This is a genomic window from Nocardia vinacea, from assembly GCF_035920345.1.
GTDB lineage: Bacteria > Actinomycetota > Actinomycetes > Mycobacteriales > Mycobacteriaceae > Nocardia > Nocardia vinacea_A.
The window spans coordinates 9,968,121-9,986,273 of sequence record NZ_CP109149.1; the positions used below are offsets into that span (position 1 = coordinate 9,968,121).

Genomic DNA, 18,153 nt, shown 5'->3' on the forward strand with positions numbered 1-18,153 from the left:
ACGAGATCATGAAATCCCATCGCCTGCTGATTATCCTGCTCGCCGGAATCACCGCCGTCGTGATCGCCGCATTCGTGCTGACGATCACCAATGACAACGGCCCCCATGATGTCCCCGCCGATCCCGGCAGCGCCACAGTTCCGACAGAGCGAACTTTTCCTGACGTGCCGCCGACCGGATCGCCGCTACCGCCGAGCACCGACCTGTTCGGCAACCGCCTGGAAGTGCCTGGCACACAATCCGGTGTCGCCCTTGCACAAGACACAAGCACACGACCTGACCCCACCCGCCCGGACTACCTGACCATTGCGCCCGCCCGGATGCAGTGGCAGCAAGGCTGGGGAGGAGCGGCATTGCCAGTCTCAGGCAGCGACGGACCGGCCCGCATCCACGATGGGATCGCGACCGGATTCGCCCACACCCCCCAAGGCGCGGCGCTGGCAGCGGCCGACGCGCTCGCCCGCGCGCTCGCCGCCCCCGAGAGCGTCTGGCAGCAGGTTGTGCGCGAACGCTATTACGGCGGCGGCCAAGAGCTGCTGGATCGCTTCGCTCGTTCGCGCGAACGCACCCGCGACGCCGCACGCTACGTCGTGGTCCCCGAGGGCGTGCGAATCCAGCCCGGCTACCGAGACGACCTCGCGATCGTGCAATTCGCCAACCGCGACCAGTTCGGCTACAAGATCGCAACCTGGCCGATGGCCTGGATCGACGGCGACTGGCGCGTCCGCGTTCCCGACAACATCGAAAGCCTCTGGGGACCAGGCACATACGCGTCCACCCTGACCGAGTTCGGCTCATGGAAGACCATGTCATGAGATCTGTCCTCGCCGATGCGCGGGTCGACGCTTTGATGCCGTGGCGGTCGCAGCTCCCTGTACCCGACGTCTGCGATATGCCGTTGGGGCCCCAACAGGCATGTGAACAGCTCGGACAAGCTGCCACCGACACGGCAAGTTCCGTCCTCGACGACATGACATCGCAACTCGGGGAGAGCTTCGGCGGTTTGCTGCGATTCGTCATGACCTGGTGGACAGCGCTTCCGTCACCGCAACTGACAGACAACCAGGGGGGACCTGGACCGGTGTTGTCCGGGATCCGCGAATACACCAGCGGCTTGCAGGTGCTGCTGCTGACCTGCGGAATCATTTTCGCCGCAGCACGACTCGCACTGGCCAAACGCGGTGGGGTCGCGGGCGAAGCACAGGAAAGCTTCCTGATGCTGGCTCGAGCCGTTTTCGCTTCGATGGCCTTCGCTGCCATCATTACTGCTGGAACCCGTGCCGGGGACGCCTTCGCCGAATGGGTGCTGTTCGACGCGTCCCGCGGCGACGCACACAACATCGTCGCCGCACTGGCCGAGTTCGATCTCAAGAGGAACTCCGGATTAGGCACAGGCGTCCTGCTCGTGCTGTTCCTCCTCGGCATCATCAGCATGCTCATACAACTGGTCATGCTGGTACTGCGGCAAGCCCTTCTGATCCTGGTCGTCGCCGCCATCCCGCTCGCGGCAGCTGCTTCGGGGACAGGCCCAGGGTCCCAGGCTTACAAGCGTCTGCTGAGTTGGTCGCTGGCGTTCGTGCTGTGGAAGCCGGTCGGGGCGTTGGTCTATGCGATCGCCTTCACCGTGGCAGGGCGCGACCAAAAGGATCCGCAACTGGTGTTGCTGGGGTTGATTCTGCTGGTGATGAGCGTGGTGGTGTTGCCCGCGCTGATCCGATTGGTCGCCCCTGCGGTTGCGACGCTCGGAAGTGGTGGTGGCGCGTCGGCTGTGTTGGCTGGTGGCGCGGCCGGTGTGGCGATGGCGTCGCTGGGGGATCGATCGGGCGGCCGCAAGGTAAGTGAGGGAGAGAACGCGCCTGGCGGGGGCGGGGCATCCAACGGTTCATCGACGCCTGGCGGTGGTCCTGGTGGCGGTGGTGGGGGCCGTCCGATGTCTGGTGGAAGCAGCGACAGTGGTTCTGCCGCGTCGGGAGCCGCGAGTCCCGCAGGTGGTTCGAGCGGCGGTGCGGGTGGTGGCGGTGCGCGGTCCACTGGTGCCGGAGCGGCACAGTCGTCGAGCACGCCCGGTGCGAGCGGCGCGGGCAGCGGCGGTGGGCAGGCTGCTGCTGGTGCCGGTATGGCTGGTGCGCTGGTGATGGGTGCTCAGATGGCCGCAGATATGGCGCAGCGGGGGGTTTCAGCGATCGACAGCCAGACCCGTGATGCGACAGAGGGCGGATTGGATCCGGATGCGTTGGGGCCGGGGGAGGTGCGGCGATGACGGCTCGCGTGTATGGCCGCTGGGAACGTCCCCGCTCGGCCGGGTTCGTCGGATTGACCTGGGGTGTGTCGATGCTCGGGTTGGCGCTGATCGTCATGGTGATGGTCGGGTTCATGATCACTCGATCGCTGTCGGTAGCCGCGGGCCTGATTGTGGCTGCGGCGCTGGTGTTCACGCCCTTGGCGATCACTCGCAATGGCCGCACCGGCTGGGAGATCGCGATATTGCGGGTGCAGTTCGCCGCTGCCCGCGCCCGCGGTGAGCACGTCTACCAGGCCGGTCGATTCTCCAAGATTCCCGGCATCGCGAAACTGCCTGGGCTGCTGGCTGATTCGCGGCTCTCGGAGTATGAAACCGCAGGCGGGAAACGCTTCGCCATGCTGCATATCCGCCGCAGCGATCACTACACGGTGGTGCTGCGGGTGATCCCCCGCGGCAAGGAGTTGGCCGATCAAGCCCAGATCGACGCCTGGGTGGAGGGGTACGGCCAATTCCTGGCCACCCAGAGCCGCGGTGGGGAAGTGGTCGCGGTGACCTCGATCCTCGAGAACGTGGTCGAAACCCGCCTCAAGCAAGCCCGGGAAGTCACCCGCCTGGTCCGCCCCGATGCCCCGGCTTACGCCCAAGCGGTGATGCGGGAAGCCGCCGCCGACATCGGCGGGGTCGGGGTGCGCATCGAAGCCCGCATCGCCATCACCTACCGAGCCATCGGCAAAGGCCGCATCCGCCGCGACGAAGCCGAGCAAGCCCGCGAGATCGGTAACCGCCTGCAAGGTATCCTGTCCCAGCTTGCCCGCGCAGGTTTGCCGGCGACGCCGCTGCAGGCATGGGAAGTACTCGGGCTGGTGCGCACCCGCTACGACCTGGCCGCTCAACGCGACGTCGAAGCCGCGGGCCCGGACATCACCGGCTCGCAGTCGTGGGACTCGGTGGGGCCGATCGCGCACCAGGACCGCTGGGATCACTACGTCCACGACGGTGCCCGCTCGATCACCTGGGAGATGGACGCTGCCCCGCGCGGCGCGGTTATGGAAACGGTGCTCGAGGAGTTGCTGCGCCCCCGCGCGGATGTGCCACGCAAGCGGGTGGCGATCGTGTACCGGCTGCATTCGGCGGCCGAGGCCACCACCCTGGTCGACTCGGACTTTCGGGATGCGGTCGCTGCTGAGCAAACCGAACGCGGCATCGCCTCGGCGTCGGCGCGGATCCGGGTCGCCAATACCCAAGCCTCCCGCGAGGAGCAAGCACGCGGCGCGGGTTTGACCCGTTTCGGAGTGTTGGTGACCGTCACCGATCACCTCGATGGGGACCTGCCCGGGATCGAAGCGTCGGTCCAGGGGATGGCCGCTGCGTCCCGGCTCGGGGTGCGCCGCTGCTACGGCTCCCAAGCCGCGACGTTCGCCGCGTCGCTAGGGATCGGGTTGATCCTGCCCGAGCACACCTCGATCTCCAAACGGGTGTCGAGTTGAACGGGTTCCGCCGCAAGGCTTCTCGTCCTGCGCGTACCGAAGTGGTCGCTGGGGTGCGGGTGCTCACGCCGGGGGCGCGTGCCGCGACCGAGGCTGCCGCCGCCAAGCCCGGTCTGCGTGGTTGGCGGGCACGGTGGGCGATATCGAGCGATGATCATCGCCGTACGACCGCCGCGCACCGTGCGGCCGATGTCGTCGGCGACGGCTTCGACCGATCGCCCCTCCCGTTGACCGACCGTGGATATCGCGGGCTCGGCGGCGGCCGCGCCTCGGTGGTGCCCAGCACACCGGAATGGCGCGCGACCACCGTGCAAGTCGCCGGGTTGTGGCCGTTCGTCGTTGGTGCCAGCGCTCCCACGATCGGTGCACCCGTCGGGGCGCATTACATCACCGGTGCGCCTGTGCATTTCGACCCCATGTCCTGGTTTCTCAAAGGCTTCATCACCGCCCCGAGCGCGTTCGTGCTGGCACTCAACGGGTTCGGAAAATCCAGCCTGATCCGGCGCATGGTGACCGGCGCGGTCGCGGCCGGGGAAACGGTGTTGTGCATGGGCGACACCAAACCCGACTACCGCGACCTCGTCGAGCGCCTCGGTGGGCAAGTCGTCGACCTCGGCTACGGGCACGGCACTCTCAACCCACTCGATGTCGGCGCGCTCGGCGCGGTCGTCGAACGGCTCACCGACCCCGACCAGCGCCGCCAGGTCACCGCGCGCGTGGAGGCCGGGCAAGTCAACATCGTCGCGGGCCTGATCGAGTTGGTGCGTGGGTCACGAGTGGCCGACTTCGAAGAAGTCCTCCTCGCCGCCGGACTACGCGAGCTCTACAGCCCCACAGGCGGATTCACCTATCAACACCCGCCGCTGCTGTCAGACCTTCTCGAGGTCATCGCCGGCGGCGGGGAACAACTACGCCAATTCGCCGAAGAAGACGACGACACCACCTACCGGGCGAGCACCAAAACCCTGCGCCGCTCGCTACGCGCGCTGGTCGAGGGCCCCTTCGGCGCTATCTTCAACGGGCCCACCACCACTGGTCTGGATCTCGCGAGTCCGGCGGTGTGCGTGGATGTCTCCCGCATCCCCGAAGGCGACACCAAACTACTCGCCGCGGTGCTGATGGTCTGCTGGAGCGAAGGCTTCGGCGCCGTCGCCGCCGCCCACGCCCTCGCCGACGCCGGGCTCGCCCCGCCGCGCACCTTCGAGGTCGTCATGGACGAAATCTGGCGCGTCCTGGGCGTCGGTGAGTTCATGGTCGACCGCGTCGATGCCCTCACCCGCCTGCAACGAGGCCTGGGCACGGGACTGATCATGTGCAGCCACACCATCAAAGACCTCGCAGCCTTCGACTCCCCAGCCGCCCAAGCCAAAGCGATCGGGTTCTTCGAACGCGCCCGCGCCAAACTCATCGGTCCGGTCGGGCCCGAGGAGATCAATCGTCTTCGTGCCGCGGTCGGGATCACCGACACCGAGAAACTCCTCGTGACCTCCTGGGCTGCACCACGCCCGCCCAGCGACGACGACCTGGACCCCACCCGTCGCGAAACTCCGCCCGGCACTGGCTGTTTCCTACTGAAAACCGGCGAAGCCGAAGAGCCCGGGATTCCGTTCCGGCTGGTGTTCACACCAACGGAGCGCGCTACGGATGTGCACAACACAAACCGGCGTTTCGACGACCTGCCCGGCACGGGGGAGGCGAGCAGATGATCTCAAGCCACCACCCACCCAAGCAGCCGTTATCGGTTGCGCACGAGAAAGGCATTGCCACCATGACCGTCACCGACCCACCCAGCCTGCGCACTCACGGGTGGGGCCCATCACCCCAACACCAGCTCGACCCGACCATGACCGCTGTCCGAGAGGCCCTATTCGGCACCGACCGCGCCCTCCACACACGAGTGCGCGCAGCGATGGTGGCGCTGGCAGACCAGCCGATCGCCGGGGCCACCCATGACGCCGAAGTGCGCCGCAGTTACGCCATGCTGCGACGGATCGTCGATGACCTGGGAGGCTCATCCCGCCATATCGCCGCCGATCCCGCGCTGCTGCGTGCGGTCTTCGATTGGGCGGCGATCGCCGCCCCGCGGTTGCTGCCGTTGTTGTCCGGACATTTCCGGCTTGTCATCGGCGGCATCGAGGAGCTGGGCAACGGCACTCTCTACCAACAGCATTGCTTGGCCGAACTGGACCGCGTCGACGCCGTCGGTGCGCTTCTGCACACCGAACTCGCGGGCACCAACGGCGTCGACATCCAAACCCTGGCGATCCGTCAGAGTGACGGAACATTCCTGCTGCGCACCCCGGTCGGCGGGGCTGTGAAATTCATGCCGAACTGTGCCGAAGCCTCCGTGCCGAAAACGGTGATCGTGACCGCCCGACTACTGGCGGATGGCGTGGATGAGGGGATCTTCCCGTTCCTGTTGCGGCTGCGCACACGCGCAGGGCTCGCGCCCGGGGTCCACGTTGCCCGCCTTCCGGAGAAGGCATGGGCGCCGATGGACAACGCGATGATCTTCTTCGACGATGTCGTGGTTCCCGGCGACGGCCTCCTCGCGGGAGACTGGGCCCGTTTCGTCGGCGGTCGCCTGGAGTGCGAGATGTCGCTGGGCGAGCGCTTCCACCGCACTATCAGCCCCCTGCAGAACGGTCGCAGCACCCTCGCCAGCGCGGCGATCGCGGGTGCCCGTGCTGGGATAGCGATCACCTGGCACTACGCCCGTCAGCGCCGTCCAGGCCGCGGTCCCCGGATGAGCGAACGCGACGCCGTCCTGCGCGATCTGACCTCCGCCGTCGCGCAGGTCTATGCCATGACCGCCCTCGCCCGCGACGTCCACGAGCACTTGGGCAGCGATTCGGACACCACCGGATCGGTGCGCGCGATGCTGGCCAAACCGATCATCTCCAACACCGCACTCGCCGTGCTGTCGCTCTGCCGCCAGCGTTGCGCGGCCCAAGGCGCGCTGCGGGTCAACGGCATCACCGACTGGGCGGGAAACGTCGAAGGCATCATCACTGCCGAAGGCGAGAATCAGGTCTTGCAGGTCGCGACCGGCAAACTGGCCCACCAGGTCGCCGCGGGCCGCGCGCCCGGTCACATGAACGTCGTTGACCTGCAAGTCTGCGATCCGCCGACCGGAAACCCGTGGTGGCGGCAGCTGCTCCTCGACCGCGAAACCATGCTGGCCCTCTCGGCACGTTCCGGGGAAACCGGCCCTGATGTGTTGGGTGCGGACTCCGCGGCGATCGAACTGTCCACGGCGACCGCCGAACGACTCGCCGCCGACTCACTGCTCTCAGCGGCTGAACACAGTGCGGATCGACGAGCCCGCGCAACGCTGGAAACAGTTGCCGCCGTGTACGGGTTGGAACGCGTGCGCGCCAGCGCCAACTGGGTCACCGCTCGTGGGCTGCTGACCCCCGAACTCGCCGCCCAGGTCGATGTCGAGCTCACCACGGCGCGGCGCGAACTCGTCCCCCGCCTGACTTTGCTGGTGGATGCCTTCGACATTCCTGCACTGCCAGCGCCGATCGCTGCCGATGACTACGAACTCGCGTGGCTGCGGTACGCCGGGTGGGAACGGTTGGCCGCGGGGACGCCACAGGTGCGCACCGGGGAGCCAACGATCGATGAGACAAACCATGATTCGCCCACTGCATGACCATCCGATCGCAGCCTCATACACGCACTCGCCCTGGACAACTCCGGGATCGATGCCCAGAACGGAGTTTGATCCGGCGATCGGTCTGGTCGAAACCGGCGAAAGTCGACCGCTCAGCGTTGATCGAGGCAGCGATACCTCCCGGCACAGCCACCCAATTGGGAACCGCAAGCACCGCGGCAGGCCGACCCGAGTTGAGCACATCACCGGAGCTGGGGTACACGCCATGATCGATCGCGAATGCCGAGAAGCTAAACATGGATTCCTCGAAAACCACTGCCATGGTGGCGATTTCGCTGCCCGTTGCGCTGCTTCTGATGTTGCTGATCGTGGTCGGCGCCGCGCCGGGGACTTCGTGTGCGGCCACACTCACACCGGATACGACCGGGGGTGCGAGCGCGTCGACCGGTACGAGTGTGGCTGGGTTGAACCAAGCCCAGTTGCGGCTGGCCCGCAATGGTGTCGCGATCGGCAAGCAACGTCGGATGCCGCAGTCGGTGATCGTCGCCGAGTTGGCCGCCCAAGCCACCGAAAGCACGTTCCGGAATCTGGCGAATTCCTCGGTTCCAGAATCGCTTTCCTACAGCAACGACGGTGTCGGGCACGATCACGACTCGGTCGGCCCGCATCAGATGCGAGTCAGTGTCTGGGGATCGGCGGGGATCGCGCAGCTGATGAACCCGGTGTATCAAATCAACTGGTTCTACGACCAGGCAACGAAAATCACTGGCGCCCAACAGATGACCCCGCCCCAGCTCGCTCAGGCCATCGAACAATCCGCGCCCGCCGCCTACGCCGGGCAACTCGACCTCGCCGAGCGGTTGTATGCGATGTTCGCCGACATCGACCCGGCCTCGATGCCCACCGGGCAGGCAGGACAGTCACCGACAGGGTGCGGCGCAGGTGGTTCGGGTGCACCGCTGAGTCCGGCAGGGCCTTTCGGACAAGCCGTCATCGCTGCGGCGCTGCGGTGGATCGGTACCCCGTACGTGTGGGGCGGCGGCGACAGCAATGGTCCGACCGGCGGCGGATTCGACTGCTCCGGATTGACCCTCTACGCGATCTACCAAGCCTCCAGCGGCCGGATCCGATTGTCGCACTACACCCAAGCCCAACAGGACCACCCAACCGCGCAACCGGTGCCCTTCGCCAATCGGGCACCCGGGGACCTGATCTTCTTCACCGCCCCAGGCGGCACCGATTCCCATCACGTCGGCATCTACTACGGCCGCGTCTACCACGGCCCCGACGACAAGACCGGCACCGAGATGCTGCTGCACGCACCGCAGACAGGGCAAACCGTCACCCTGACCCCGCTCAGCGCCTGGGACGAACACATGGACGTCCGCCGCTACAGCAGCCCCACCACCCCAACCCCCGACACCACCCCGGGAGGTCGAACATGAAAACCCCACTGAATCCAGCGGGCCCGCGACCTGGCGTCACCCCGGAGATGGTCGTGCGCGTTCGCGCAGTCGAATTGCACGGATTCACCAGCACTCGCCATTTCGATCGCGTAGCAGCCGCACACGGATTCACCGACGCCGCGAGCTTCGAGCGTTATTTGACCGCGTTGCTGGTCGAGGCCGGTATCGACTACGAAGGATTGCGTCAAACCGAGGCCGCCCGCCGCGGCGTGCAGCAACGACTGGTGGCGAAGGCAGCGCGCGGACCGCGGGTCATGCTGTGGTCGGCCGCCACCATGACCACCTTCACCATCTGCCGCGCCGACGGACAGGTTCTATGGCGTGACCTGTTTCCCTCCGGCACGGTGTTGGGCACGGGTGCAGATGCTGCGGAAGCTTCAGCGCGACAAGCGATCTGGATTGCTGGGCAAGCCCGCACCCAATGGGGCGCCGATGCCGCGACCCTGCACCTGATCCTGGCCCGCAGCCGCGGTGTCGACCTCGAGAACCTGCACCGCGCCGCCACGACCGCCGGCCTGGTCCTGGACGTGATCACCGATCCGGTACATAACCCAGCCGCCGAACAATGCAACCGACCCGACGCCCTCGACTGGCACACCACCGTCCTCGGCGCCTTGCTGTACCCACACAGGGCCTCGGCATGACCCGAACCATATCCCTCACCGTTGTGATCACTCTCGCCGCCCTGACCGCAGGATGCGCCGCCGATAGCGCCGCACCCAGCGATGAACCGCACTGCCGTGCAGCAGATTTCGCAGCCCCCTTTAGTGAGGTGGACCCGTGTTCGGCTGAATCGGTCCTGACCGCGGCGGTAAGGACCGTGTTCGCCTATCGGCCGAGCGAACAGCTCGATCAGCGCGAGGCGTTCCGGGCAGCACGCCCGCTGATGAGTTCGGCGTTCGCGCAGCGCGGCGAGCCCGCCGCACTGGTGTGGGCGCCAATAGGTGTCACACAGTGGCAGCAGTGGCGCATCGACGCCACCACCGTCGCGGTATCGGCCCGCGTGAGCAGCGACGACCACCCGGCCGATACCGCTACAACAGCCAGCCGTGTGCTCGCCGTCCAACTCGAACCCCGTAACCAGCCGCCGATCCGATGGGCCATATACGCCCACGCGTCGCGCACCACGGCGGTATCGGCGTGGGTGTTGTCCGAATTGGAGGTTCTGTCATGAGTTCCGGGGATCCGGTCGAGGAATCCAGCCAGGCAATGCGCCAGGGTTTCGTCCAAGCGCTGCAGACCGCGCACACCACCGCTGCCCTGATGCGGGGACGTGGTGGGGAATCACGATCGAGGGCGGAGTCCGAGCAGCGGATGCGCCTGGCCGGTGCCAAAGATTGGCGCTCGTTCATCGAACACCGCCTGCGCGTGATCGACACCGTGGATTTGGCGCGCCAAGCACACGAACTGAACACCGCCAAGGTCGACGAGGTACGTGCTCGCATCGAACGCGGCGGTGAAATGCACGAGATGGAGCAGTGGATCAAGGAAAGGCAAGCCGAACGCGCCGATGCCGATCTGGACCGCCGCGACGAAGCGGGTGACCTCGAGCGTGAACACAACATCGAAATCCACGATTTGAAGGTCGATGCCTACGCCAACAGAGAGATCCGCGCCGCCGAACTGCACGAACTCGACGTCGAATTGAAGGAACTGCTCATCGAAAGCCGCCGCCGCGCAGCAGGTTTGAGTGAGACCTTGGCTTCGCACGGAGATGCCGGTGAAGCGATGGCATCGGCTGCGGCGTTTGCTGCGGCCAAGGGCGCCGAAGGGTTGTCCGAGCAACTCCGCGACGACTCCGACGCCTACGACGAGCGGTTCGTCGAAGACACCGGCAGCGCCTACACCGACATCATCGACGCCGAGATCGTCGAGGACTTCGACGACCGAGACGTGACGGTGGAACCGCACAGCAAGGCATCGGAAGTAGCGATCGAGAACATCATCGACGCCGACATCATCGACGATTTCGACGATCTCGGTGTGACGGTGCGTGCGCGGAGCCGGTCGTCGTCAGTCGCGGTCGAGGACATCGCGGGGCTGACCGAGGAACTGAGTTTCGCCACCCACCTCATCCACGAGTTCGCAGATCTGCGTGGCGACCCGGACCCCGACCCCGATGCGGGATCAGTGATCGCAGATGCGGCCGACGCGGCCGGACTGACCAGCGAAACCCTTGCCGAGGACATGGATTTCGGCCCCGAAGTAGATCCGCTTACGACGCACGCATCGCCGATCGCTGACCTTGGGACGCAGCTGTGACCACGAAAGCGAGGCCGACAGTGGTGGGCCCTGCTGAAGGCGGGAGCCGGTGAGATGGATACACCGACTCCGCTGCAGGCGCATCTGCTCAAAGCGGTGCAGAACCTGGCCTACGACAACCAGCAGCGCCTCGAACATGCCCGTCACGCCGGACACGTGAGTGTGCCGCCAGAAGTGGTGCAGCAGTTGCGTATCGGCGAGCGCTCGCGTGAACAGCTCGAGGATGTGGCGTTGGCGGTCGGGGTGCCGAAGCCGTGGATCGATTACGTGCGCGCTGCGGGTGAGCGTGGCGGGCAGTGGCAGCCGGGGCAGGTATTGCTCGGGTCGGGGCAGGTCGATCGGGCCGGATTGACCGACGCGTTGGGCGTCGAGGTGCGGGGTTTGCAGGATATGGCGGGTGTGGCCGCCGCCCACACCCGCCGTGGCGAGCTGAATGTCGATGCGGTGGCACGGTTTCGGCGGGTGATGGGGATGACCTGGCAGCGCCTGGGCGCGGTCTCGCACGCCTTGACCTTGAGCGAAGAAGAACGTCACCAGATCTGGCAGCGCGGCGCGCAGCACTGGTCGACCGCGGTCGCCGGAAAGTTCGCCGCACACAGCGACCGGCAGCTGGCGGCGCGATGGAACCAGGTGGCGGGTACCGACTTCACCGCCATCACGATGCCGGTGATCGTGCTGCAAACCGCCGGGATCACCCACGATGACATCACCACCCAGATGCCGATGTCCCCGGACCGCATGGTCTCACTCGCCGCCGATGCCCTCAATACACGTGGGCGGTCTTCTAAGCCGCTGACGGTCACCGACCCCGACCGAGAGCCCTATGCCGCGGGAATCAATGCCGCGATCGAGGCCGCCGGGTTGACCGCAGAACTGCCCGCAGCACTCGAATTCGCCGACACCACGACCGACTCGACGTCCGCGTCGGCGGTGGCCGAGGTCGACCACGGACACGACCCATGACCGTGGATCATTCCGCCTCCGGAAGGTGGGAACGACCGAACACCAATCTCTTTCAGGAAGGGAGAACTAGTGATGACTGAACTGATACCCGGGATGGATGGGCTGCCCAGCTGGAAGGTGAGGTTGCTCGAACGCATCCAGAACGCCTCCGCCGACCATGTAGAGCTTCTGTTGCGGGGGCACCCGAGTTACGAGCCCGATTACGGCAGTGGCGAAATCCCGATGCAGACCTGGCGGAACCACTTGCAGGTGCTACGTGGGGATCGTCACGACATCGAGATCCGCGCCAGCGCTGTTGGTGTTCCGCCCGAGGCGATCGATCAGGCGCGGGAGATGGGGGAGCGGGGACTGCGATGGGGCGACAGCGTGCATTCCCCACCCACCATCCGCGACGGTGAGGACCCCGTGCGTGCCCATATCGTCGAAGGCATCGCCGACGACATGTGGCAGCTCGAGCACATGGCAGCCATCAAGGTTGCCCACCGACGCCGCGGTGCCGACGGACGCTTCCCGCCGGACCCGCAGGCACAAGAACAGTTCGACCGGAACATGACCGCACTGTGGGTCCGCGCGTACGACACCAGCGATGACATCGGTGTGACCACCGACGAGGGAACCGAGTTGTGGTGCCGCGACCAAGCGGGGTGGACACAGTTGGTGACAGCGACCGTGCACCGCTACGGCGACGCCGCTCTGCACGAACAATGGCGTGCCTACGCATGGCGAGGTATCGAGCACGAAGCTTGGCGCAGCATCGACAGCCTCCCGGGCGACCGGGGACCTGACCCGGTGGAGCCGCCCCCGGCCCCGCACGAGCTCATCGAACGCGCTACCCAAGCCCTCACCGGAACCAGCACACCGAACGAAGCGAGCACCGACCCGAGCGTCGAGCAAGCCGTCGAGACTGCTCTGCCTTCCGTCGGGGTGCAGGGATGGGAGGTCGAACCGGACTACGAACCCGATGTCGGCCCTGCCGAACTCGGCGAGTCGGTCGGGTTCGAGCGGTGAGGCGCGGTATCGATGACGACTCCCGAACCCGAGTTTTCACCGCCGCAGTCGGTGGTCGAGTGGCAGGCGCAGTTGCTGCTGCGGATCCGGCTGCTGGCCGCCGAACACACCCGCATCCTGGACGGCGGGTGGGAGAACTTCGAAACCCTCACCGGCGACGACGATCCACGTACGGCGTGGCAAACACACCTGGACGGGCTGGAAGCCCAGCGCGAGCAGGCCGAACAGACCGCGCTCACTGCCGGGATCGAACCGGCCTGGATCGAGGACGCCCGCGAACTCGGCATCCAGAGCACTCGCCCGCGCGTGGATGCCGGGGCGCGCGGAAACCCGGTACGCGACAACACCGCTCAGGACTTCTACATCGACATGCTGTCGCTGGATCTGTGGCATCTGGAACGGATGGCCGGGCTGTCCGCCGCCCGCGCGGACCGCATCGCCACCGGACGGTGGAGCTTCGCCACCAACCCCATCGCCGCGGCCCAGTTCGCACAGAACATGCAGCTCTACCACTCACGCGTCACCGCCTTGGCGCACGCCGCGCAGATCACCACCGCCGAAGCCGACGAACTGTGGGGGCCGGTCGCCGAAGGCGCCCGGCGAGAACACGCGGTCAATCTCGCAACCTATGACGAACTGACGTTGGTCAACGAATGGAACTCCTACGCATCTGTGCGCACCGACCTAGCGATTCCGCCCTATGTTCCTACCGACCCCGATACCGGCATCCCCATCGCTGGCGCGCAGGTGATTCCACCGACACCGCAACAGATGGTCGACGCCGCGACCGCGTCGCTGCGCGCGGAATTCGTCGACGCGGCCATCAACACCGCCAGCGAATCCGATCACACCGCCGAGCCCACCGCCATCACCGACGCCATCGACGCCGCCCTACTCGAAGGCGCCTACGGCTGGGACAGCGAGCCCAACCACACCGACCAGACCACCAACCCGCACCACATGACCGACCTGGGCACCGACCCCTATTAGCCGAACTCCACTAATCCAACCCCGCACCGATCACTGATCTACCAGAGGTATTCGCAGCACACGCTTTTCGTCGACGCGCCGGTCACGGGTACTGACCGGGGGCGCCGAAACCGCACTGCCAGGGGACATCCGAACACCGCCGCACCGCCGATAACCGGTTCGCGGCACACGCCCTTCTCTCACCGGAGGTCGATGATGTCCTACACCACATCTGATTCCGTCTCTGCGCGATGCCACCGACTGTGGCGCCATCGGCGGGCTGAGCGATGAGCTGGCCCGATCCGCGACGCGGAACCACCGATCCCGCCTATTACCGCGACGCCGCCGACAGCACCGAAGCGCGAATCCGGGCGGATTTCACGCGCTACTACCAGCTGCGGGAGATCGCGCCGCATGGCGAAACACCCGAGCAGCAGCAGCAATTCACCGCGGATGCCGATGCGCTGGCCGCACGATGGGGCCGCCACGAATCCGTCGAGCACCGCACTTTATGGGCGCAACTGCAAGCCGCGGTCGCCGGGTGGGAGGCGCGTCCGGAATCCACCCGCCGCGCCTACGACCGCATCACCCAAGCCAGAGCCGATGGAGACCTCGACGTCGATGCGGTCGTGTGGCGCAACCTGCACCAGGCCGCCGTCATCACCGGCCATGTCGAAACTTTCACCGCGGGCTCCGACCAAGACGGCGTCCGCTGGAGACCACCGGAGCACACCCGTGGTCGGGAAGCCGACCGCGCCAGCCTGCTCGACCGGGCCCTCGGTGGGCGCGCACCGGGACTGGCCACCCTGGCCGAGGTCGATGCGATCATCGCCGAAACCGATCAGCTCCTCGAGGCCGAGGAAGCAGCCGGAGATCTCGACAACGGTCGTGACGAACGCCTCGCCCGGCAGAACGCGGCCTTGCGGCAGCTGCAGGACGCGACCGCCGAACACACCCGCCTGGCGGATGCGTGGCCGGGCTCGCCCGAACGCGACCTTGCCCACATCGCGCGGCTGGAATCCCTGCTGGATGACGCCCGCACTGCCCGCAGCGACGCGGCCCTGGCCGGGGTACCGGTCGCCGACATCGAAGCTGTCTACCACGCCGGACGCGACGGCACCTACTGGGACGAACAGTCGGCGCCCCTTATCGGTGAGGCAATCACCGGCGAGCCGGCCCCACCGGAACCGAGCACTGACCCCGGCGGCGCCGGGATCGAGGAAGCCATCGGCGCCGCCATGCCCGAGGCCGAGTTCGGCGACTGGAGCCCGGCCGACGGCGGCGAGGACACCCCCACGGCCCTCATGGCGGGCCTGGACGTCGATGCCGATATGTCGCGATGAAAACCATTGCCTCCCAATCCTTTCCATCTTCCTTCAGGAGTTGATCATGATCTCGACCAGAGAGACCCGCCGCCGCACCAAACGCGGTCTGGGCGAGGAAACGACACTGCTGCTGGCGTTTCTGGCGTTGGTGGCCTTCGCGCTGTCGCTGTGGGCGGCGTTGAGCGTGGGCAGCTGGCTGGCTGGACTGCCGGTCACCGGCCACCCCGTGACCGCGCTCCTTCAGGTTCTCCTCGGCCAACATCGCTGGCCCTGGCAGGCCAGCGTCGTGGCCGTCGCTTTCACTGCCGCCGAAGCCGCACTCGTGGTCGCGTGCTGGCGAACGTTCAGTGCGGGCAGCGAGCTCGATGCCGCCGCGCGCACCATGCAACGCCCCGCCCAGATCCGGATGGCGCGCGCCCGCGACAACGCGACCGCCAACCGGCGGCTGCTGCGCGACGCCTCTCCCGAAATCCAAGCCCTCAAGGGGCCACCGCTGGGAAAAACAGTGCTCGGTGGCGTGGAGCTTTACGTGCCCGCCGAACTCGGGGTGACGATCGCCGCCGGGACCCGAACCGGAAAAACCATGGCATGGGCGATCCCGGCGGTGTTATCGGCATGGGGGCCATGCCTGGCCACGAGCAACAAGCCAGACCTGTACCGGCACACCGCCTACGGGCGCGAGCGGCGCGGGCAGATCTGGTTGTGCGACCTGCAAGCGGTCACCGGGCAGGTGGAGTGCGGGTTCTGGGTCAACCTGCTCACCCAGGTCACCAACCTCCCGAAAGCTCGGAAACTGGCCGGTTTCTTCGTCTCCGCCGCCTCCGGCTCCGCGGCCCAGGCAGCCAACGCCAAGGTCGACAGCTATTTCGACGGCGGTGCCCAGGAGTTGCTCAGTCTGTATCTGTATGCCGCGGCCTGCGCCGGAGGGGACCTGCTGCATTGCGCTGAATGGCTCGGCCGCGACCAGGATCAAACCCCGGTACTGATCCTGCGCCACTACGGGCATGACCGGCCCGCCGAACGCATCCTCGAATCCCAAGCGCTGTATGCCCGCCAGCGTGACGGCTTGTACGACATGGCGAGGCGGTTTCTCAACGTCTTGTCCGATGAGGGTTACGCCCGCATGGTCACCCCACCCCAGCGCGTCCGGTTGGTGGTGCGAGAGGAAACCGACAAGAAGACCGGCAAGACCGGTGTCGTCATCGACAAAACCGAACAAGACCGAACTCATGATCTGCCCGAGTTCACACCCGCTGCCTTCGTGACCTCGACCGACACGCTGTATGCGCTGTCGATGGCCGGTCCCGACGGAGCCACACCACTGACCTCGGCGTTGGTCGGGCAGATCCTGGAAGCCGCGCTCGATGCCGCCCGCGCCCGCCCGGACGGTCGGCTGGCAGTGCCGCTGCTGGGGGTGCTCGACGAGGCCGCCAACTGCGCTCGCATCGCTGAGCTCCCGTCGTATTACACCTACGCCGGCGGCTGCGGAATCATCCTCATGACCATCCTGCAAGTCCTCGAACAGGGCGAAGACCTCTGGGGCGCAAACGGTCTCAAAACGATGCGCGCCCAATCCATCGAGGTCTACGGCGGCGGCATCGCCGCGACCGACTACCTCGAACACTGGTCAGCCATGACCGGCCCGCACGATGTGGCCGACCGCTCCCGCAGCCACGGCGCCCAAGGAGTCAACAGATCCCTGTCCTGGCGCGCCGAATCCATCCTCGACGTTTCCTTACTGGCCGCCTTACCGAAAGACCGCGCACTGGTGCGTCTTCCGAACCACGGGCCGGTGGTGGTGCGCAAGATCTGGTGGTCCGACACCGAATACGCGCCCCTGATCCGGGCGTCGCTGGCGCGGTTCGAGAAAGCCGCGCACCAGGTCGCGCTGCCCGCCAGTGACAACACCGACGGCCCGTCGGGCGGTGAGCAGCGGTGACCGCCCCGACCGCGGGCAAGAAGCCGCCGATGGCGCCGAGCTACACCCACTTCACCGAATTCGCGCAGCGATGGTTGTTCCCGTTCCTGACGGTGCGCCTGGCCGAAGCCAACCGGGAGAACACCTACACCTGGTGCAGCAAGTGGTGGGCACACCGCCCGGTCGCGGTGCGCATAGCACATATGCATGCCGCGTTCGAAGCCCAACGCCGCGCACAAACGGGCAACGGGTTCAGCACCTTCGTGGCATCCCACGTCGACGCCCACGTCAAAACCATGCTCGACGCCGCCAACGGGCCCCTGCACCGCTGCACCCGCACCACCCACGTCGCCACACCCTCACTGCCGTTCGACCCCGTCCCGGCCGGGTGGTTCGATTCCGCCTCACCAGCCGCTGGGCAAGCCGGTGCCACCGACACAGAGAGAAAGAAGAAGGAGGAGCCGCCGCCGCGGTTCGACCATTACAGCGAGTTCGTGCAGCAGTGGTTGCTGCCGGCCACCGCGGTGCGTCTGGCGGGCAACGGGCGTGAGGGCCAATACACGTGGTGCCGTCAATGGTGGCGCCACCACGGCGTGAGCGTCCGGTTCGCCGGGATACACAGGGTGTTCGAAGCCGCCCGCCGCGCCGAGGACAAGTCCGCGATGAGCAGCCTGTTCGTCCGCCACATCGACCCGCACCTGCGCCACATCCTCGACGCCGCCAATGGGCCGCTGTTCCGCTGTACCCCCGAGGCACACATCGACACCCCCGGTGTGCCCGCCGCACCGATCCCGGCCGCCTGGTTCGGTGCCCCCGGCGCGAAAACCCCCATTGAACGCCTCGGGTTCGGGCCCGACTTCCGCCGGTTCGTGGACGGGGCGAGGTCGTGACAGC

The 18,153-nt window shown here is 66.8% G+C and carries 15 protein-coding genes; all 15 read left to right on the forward strand.

Annotated elements, in window-relative coordinates; translation table 11 throughout:
- The first annotated feature begins 8 nt into the window (after positions 1-8).
- The 15 genes from OIE68_RS45265 (at position 9) to OIE68_RS45335 (ending at position 18,149) form a co-directional block, all read left to right on the forward strand.
- On the forward strand, positions 9-815 hold the full coding sequence (locus OIE68_RS45265) for a hypothetical protein (RefSeq protein ID WP_327097013.1): 807 nt from the start codon (positions 9-11) through the stop codon (positions 813-815).
- The gene (locus tag OIE68_RS45270) at positions 812-2,260 is read left to right on the forward strand and encodes a hypothetical protein (RefSeq protein WP_327097014.1); all 1,449 of its coding nucleotides are present in this window, start codon (positions 812-814) and stop codon (positions 2,258-2,260) included. Before OIE68_RS45265 ends, OIE68_RS45270 begins: the two co-directional genes overlap by 4 nt.
- Positions 2,257-3,729, forward strand: a complete 1,473-nt coding sequence (locus OIE68_RS45275; protein WP_327097015.1) for an SCO6880 family protein — start codon at positions 2,257-2,259, stop codon at positions 3,727-3,729. The genes OIE68_RS45270 and OIE68_RS45275 overlap by 4 nt, the downstream gene beginning before the upstream one ends.
- Positions 3,726-5,435, forward strand: coding sequence for a hypothetical protein (locus OIE68_RS45280; protein WP_327097016.1), 1,710 nt, complete (start codon positions 3,726-3,728; stop codon positions 5,433-5,435). Before OIE68_RS45275 ends, OIE68_RS45280 begins: the two co-directional genes overlap by 4 nt.
- Positions 5,432-7,387, forward strand: a complete 1,956-nt coding sequence (locus OIE68_RS45285) for an acyl-CoA dehydrogenase family protein (protein ID WP_327097017.1) — start codon at positions 5,432-5,434, stop codon at positions 7,385-7,387. Before OIE68_RS45280 ends, OIE68_RS45285 begins: the two co-directional genes overlap by 4 nt.
- A 257-nt stretch (positions 7,388-7,644) precedes the next feature.
- On the forward strand, positions 7,645-8,793 hold the full coding sequence (locus OIE68_RS45290) for a C40 family peptidase (protein ID WP_327097018.1): 1,149 nt from the start codon (positions 7,645-7,647) through the stop codon (positions 8,791-8,793).
- Positions 8,790-9,458 carry a hypothetical protein gene (locus OIE68_RS45295; protein WP_327097019.1) on the forward strand — a complete coding sequence of 223 codons (669 nt, stop codon included), beginning with the start codon at positions 8,790-8,792 and terminating at the stop codon, positions 9,456-9,458. Before OIE68_RS45290 ends, OIE68_RS45295 begins: the two co-directional genes overlap by 4 nt.
- Positions 9,455-9,988, forward strand: coding sequence for a hypothetical protein (locus OIE68_RS45300; RefSeq protein WP_327097020.1), 534 nt, complete (start codon positions 9,455-9,457; stop codon positions 9,986-9,988). The genes OIE68_RS45295 and OIE68_RS45300 overlap by 4 nt, the downstream gene beginning before the upstream one ends.
- Positions 9,985-11,076, forward strand: a complete 1,092-nt coding sequence (locus OIE68_RS45305; protein ID WP_327097021.1) for a hypothetical protein — start codon at positions 9,985-9,987, stop codon at positions 11,074-11,076. Before OIE68_RS45300 ends, OIE68_RS45305 begins: the two co-directional genes overlap by 4 nt.
- Positions 11,077-11,130: 54 nt before the next feature.
- A complete protein-coding gene (locus OIE68_RS45310; protein WP_327097022.1) occupies positions 11,131-12,039 on the forward strand; it encodes a hypothetical protein in 909 nt (302 codons plus the stop codon).
- Between the two features lie 72 nt (positions 12,040-12,111).
- Positions 12,112-13,047, forward strand: coding sequence for a hypothetical protein (locus OIE68_RS45315; protein ID WP_327097023.1), 936 nt, complete (start codon positions 12,112-12,114; stop codon positions 13,045-13,047).
- Positions 13,048-13,059: 12 nt separating this feature from the next.
- Positions 13,060-14,037 (forward strand): hypothetical protein, encoded by a 978-nt coding sequence (locus OIE68_RS45320; protein ID WP_327097024.1) that lies wholly within the window; start codon positions 13,060-13,062, stop codon positions 14,035-14,037.
- Between the two features lie 266 nt (positions 14,038-14,303).
- On the forward strand, positions 14,304-15,359 hold the full coding sequence (locus tag OIE68_RS45325) for a hypothetical protein (RefSeq protein WP_327097025.1): 1,056 nt from the start codon (positions 14,304-14,306) through the stop codon (positions 15,357-15,359).
- A 46-nt stretch (positions 15,360-15,405) separates the two neighbouring features.
- Positions 15,406-17,280 carry a type IV secretory system conjugative DNA transfer family protein gene (locus OIE68_RS45330; RefSeq protein WP_327097026.1) on the forward strand — a complete coding sequence of 625 codons (1,875 nt, stop codon included), beginning with the start codon at positions 15,406-15,408 and terminating at the stop codon, positions 17,278-17,280.
- Positions 17,277-18,149, forward strand: a complete 873-nt coding sequence (locus tag OIE68_RS45335) for a DUF4913 domain-containing protein (protein WP_327097027.1) — start codon at positions 17,277-17,279, stop codon at positions 18,147-18,149. Before OIE68_RS45330 ends, OIE68_RS45335 begins: the two co-directional genes overlap by 4 nt.
- Positions 18,150-18,153 lie beyond the last annotated feature (4 nt).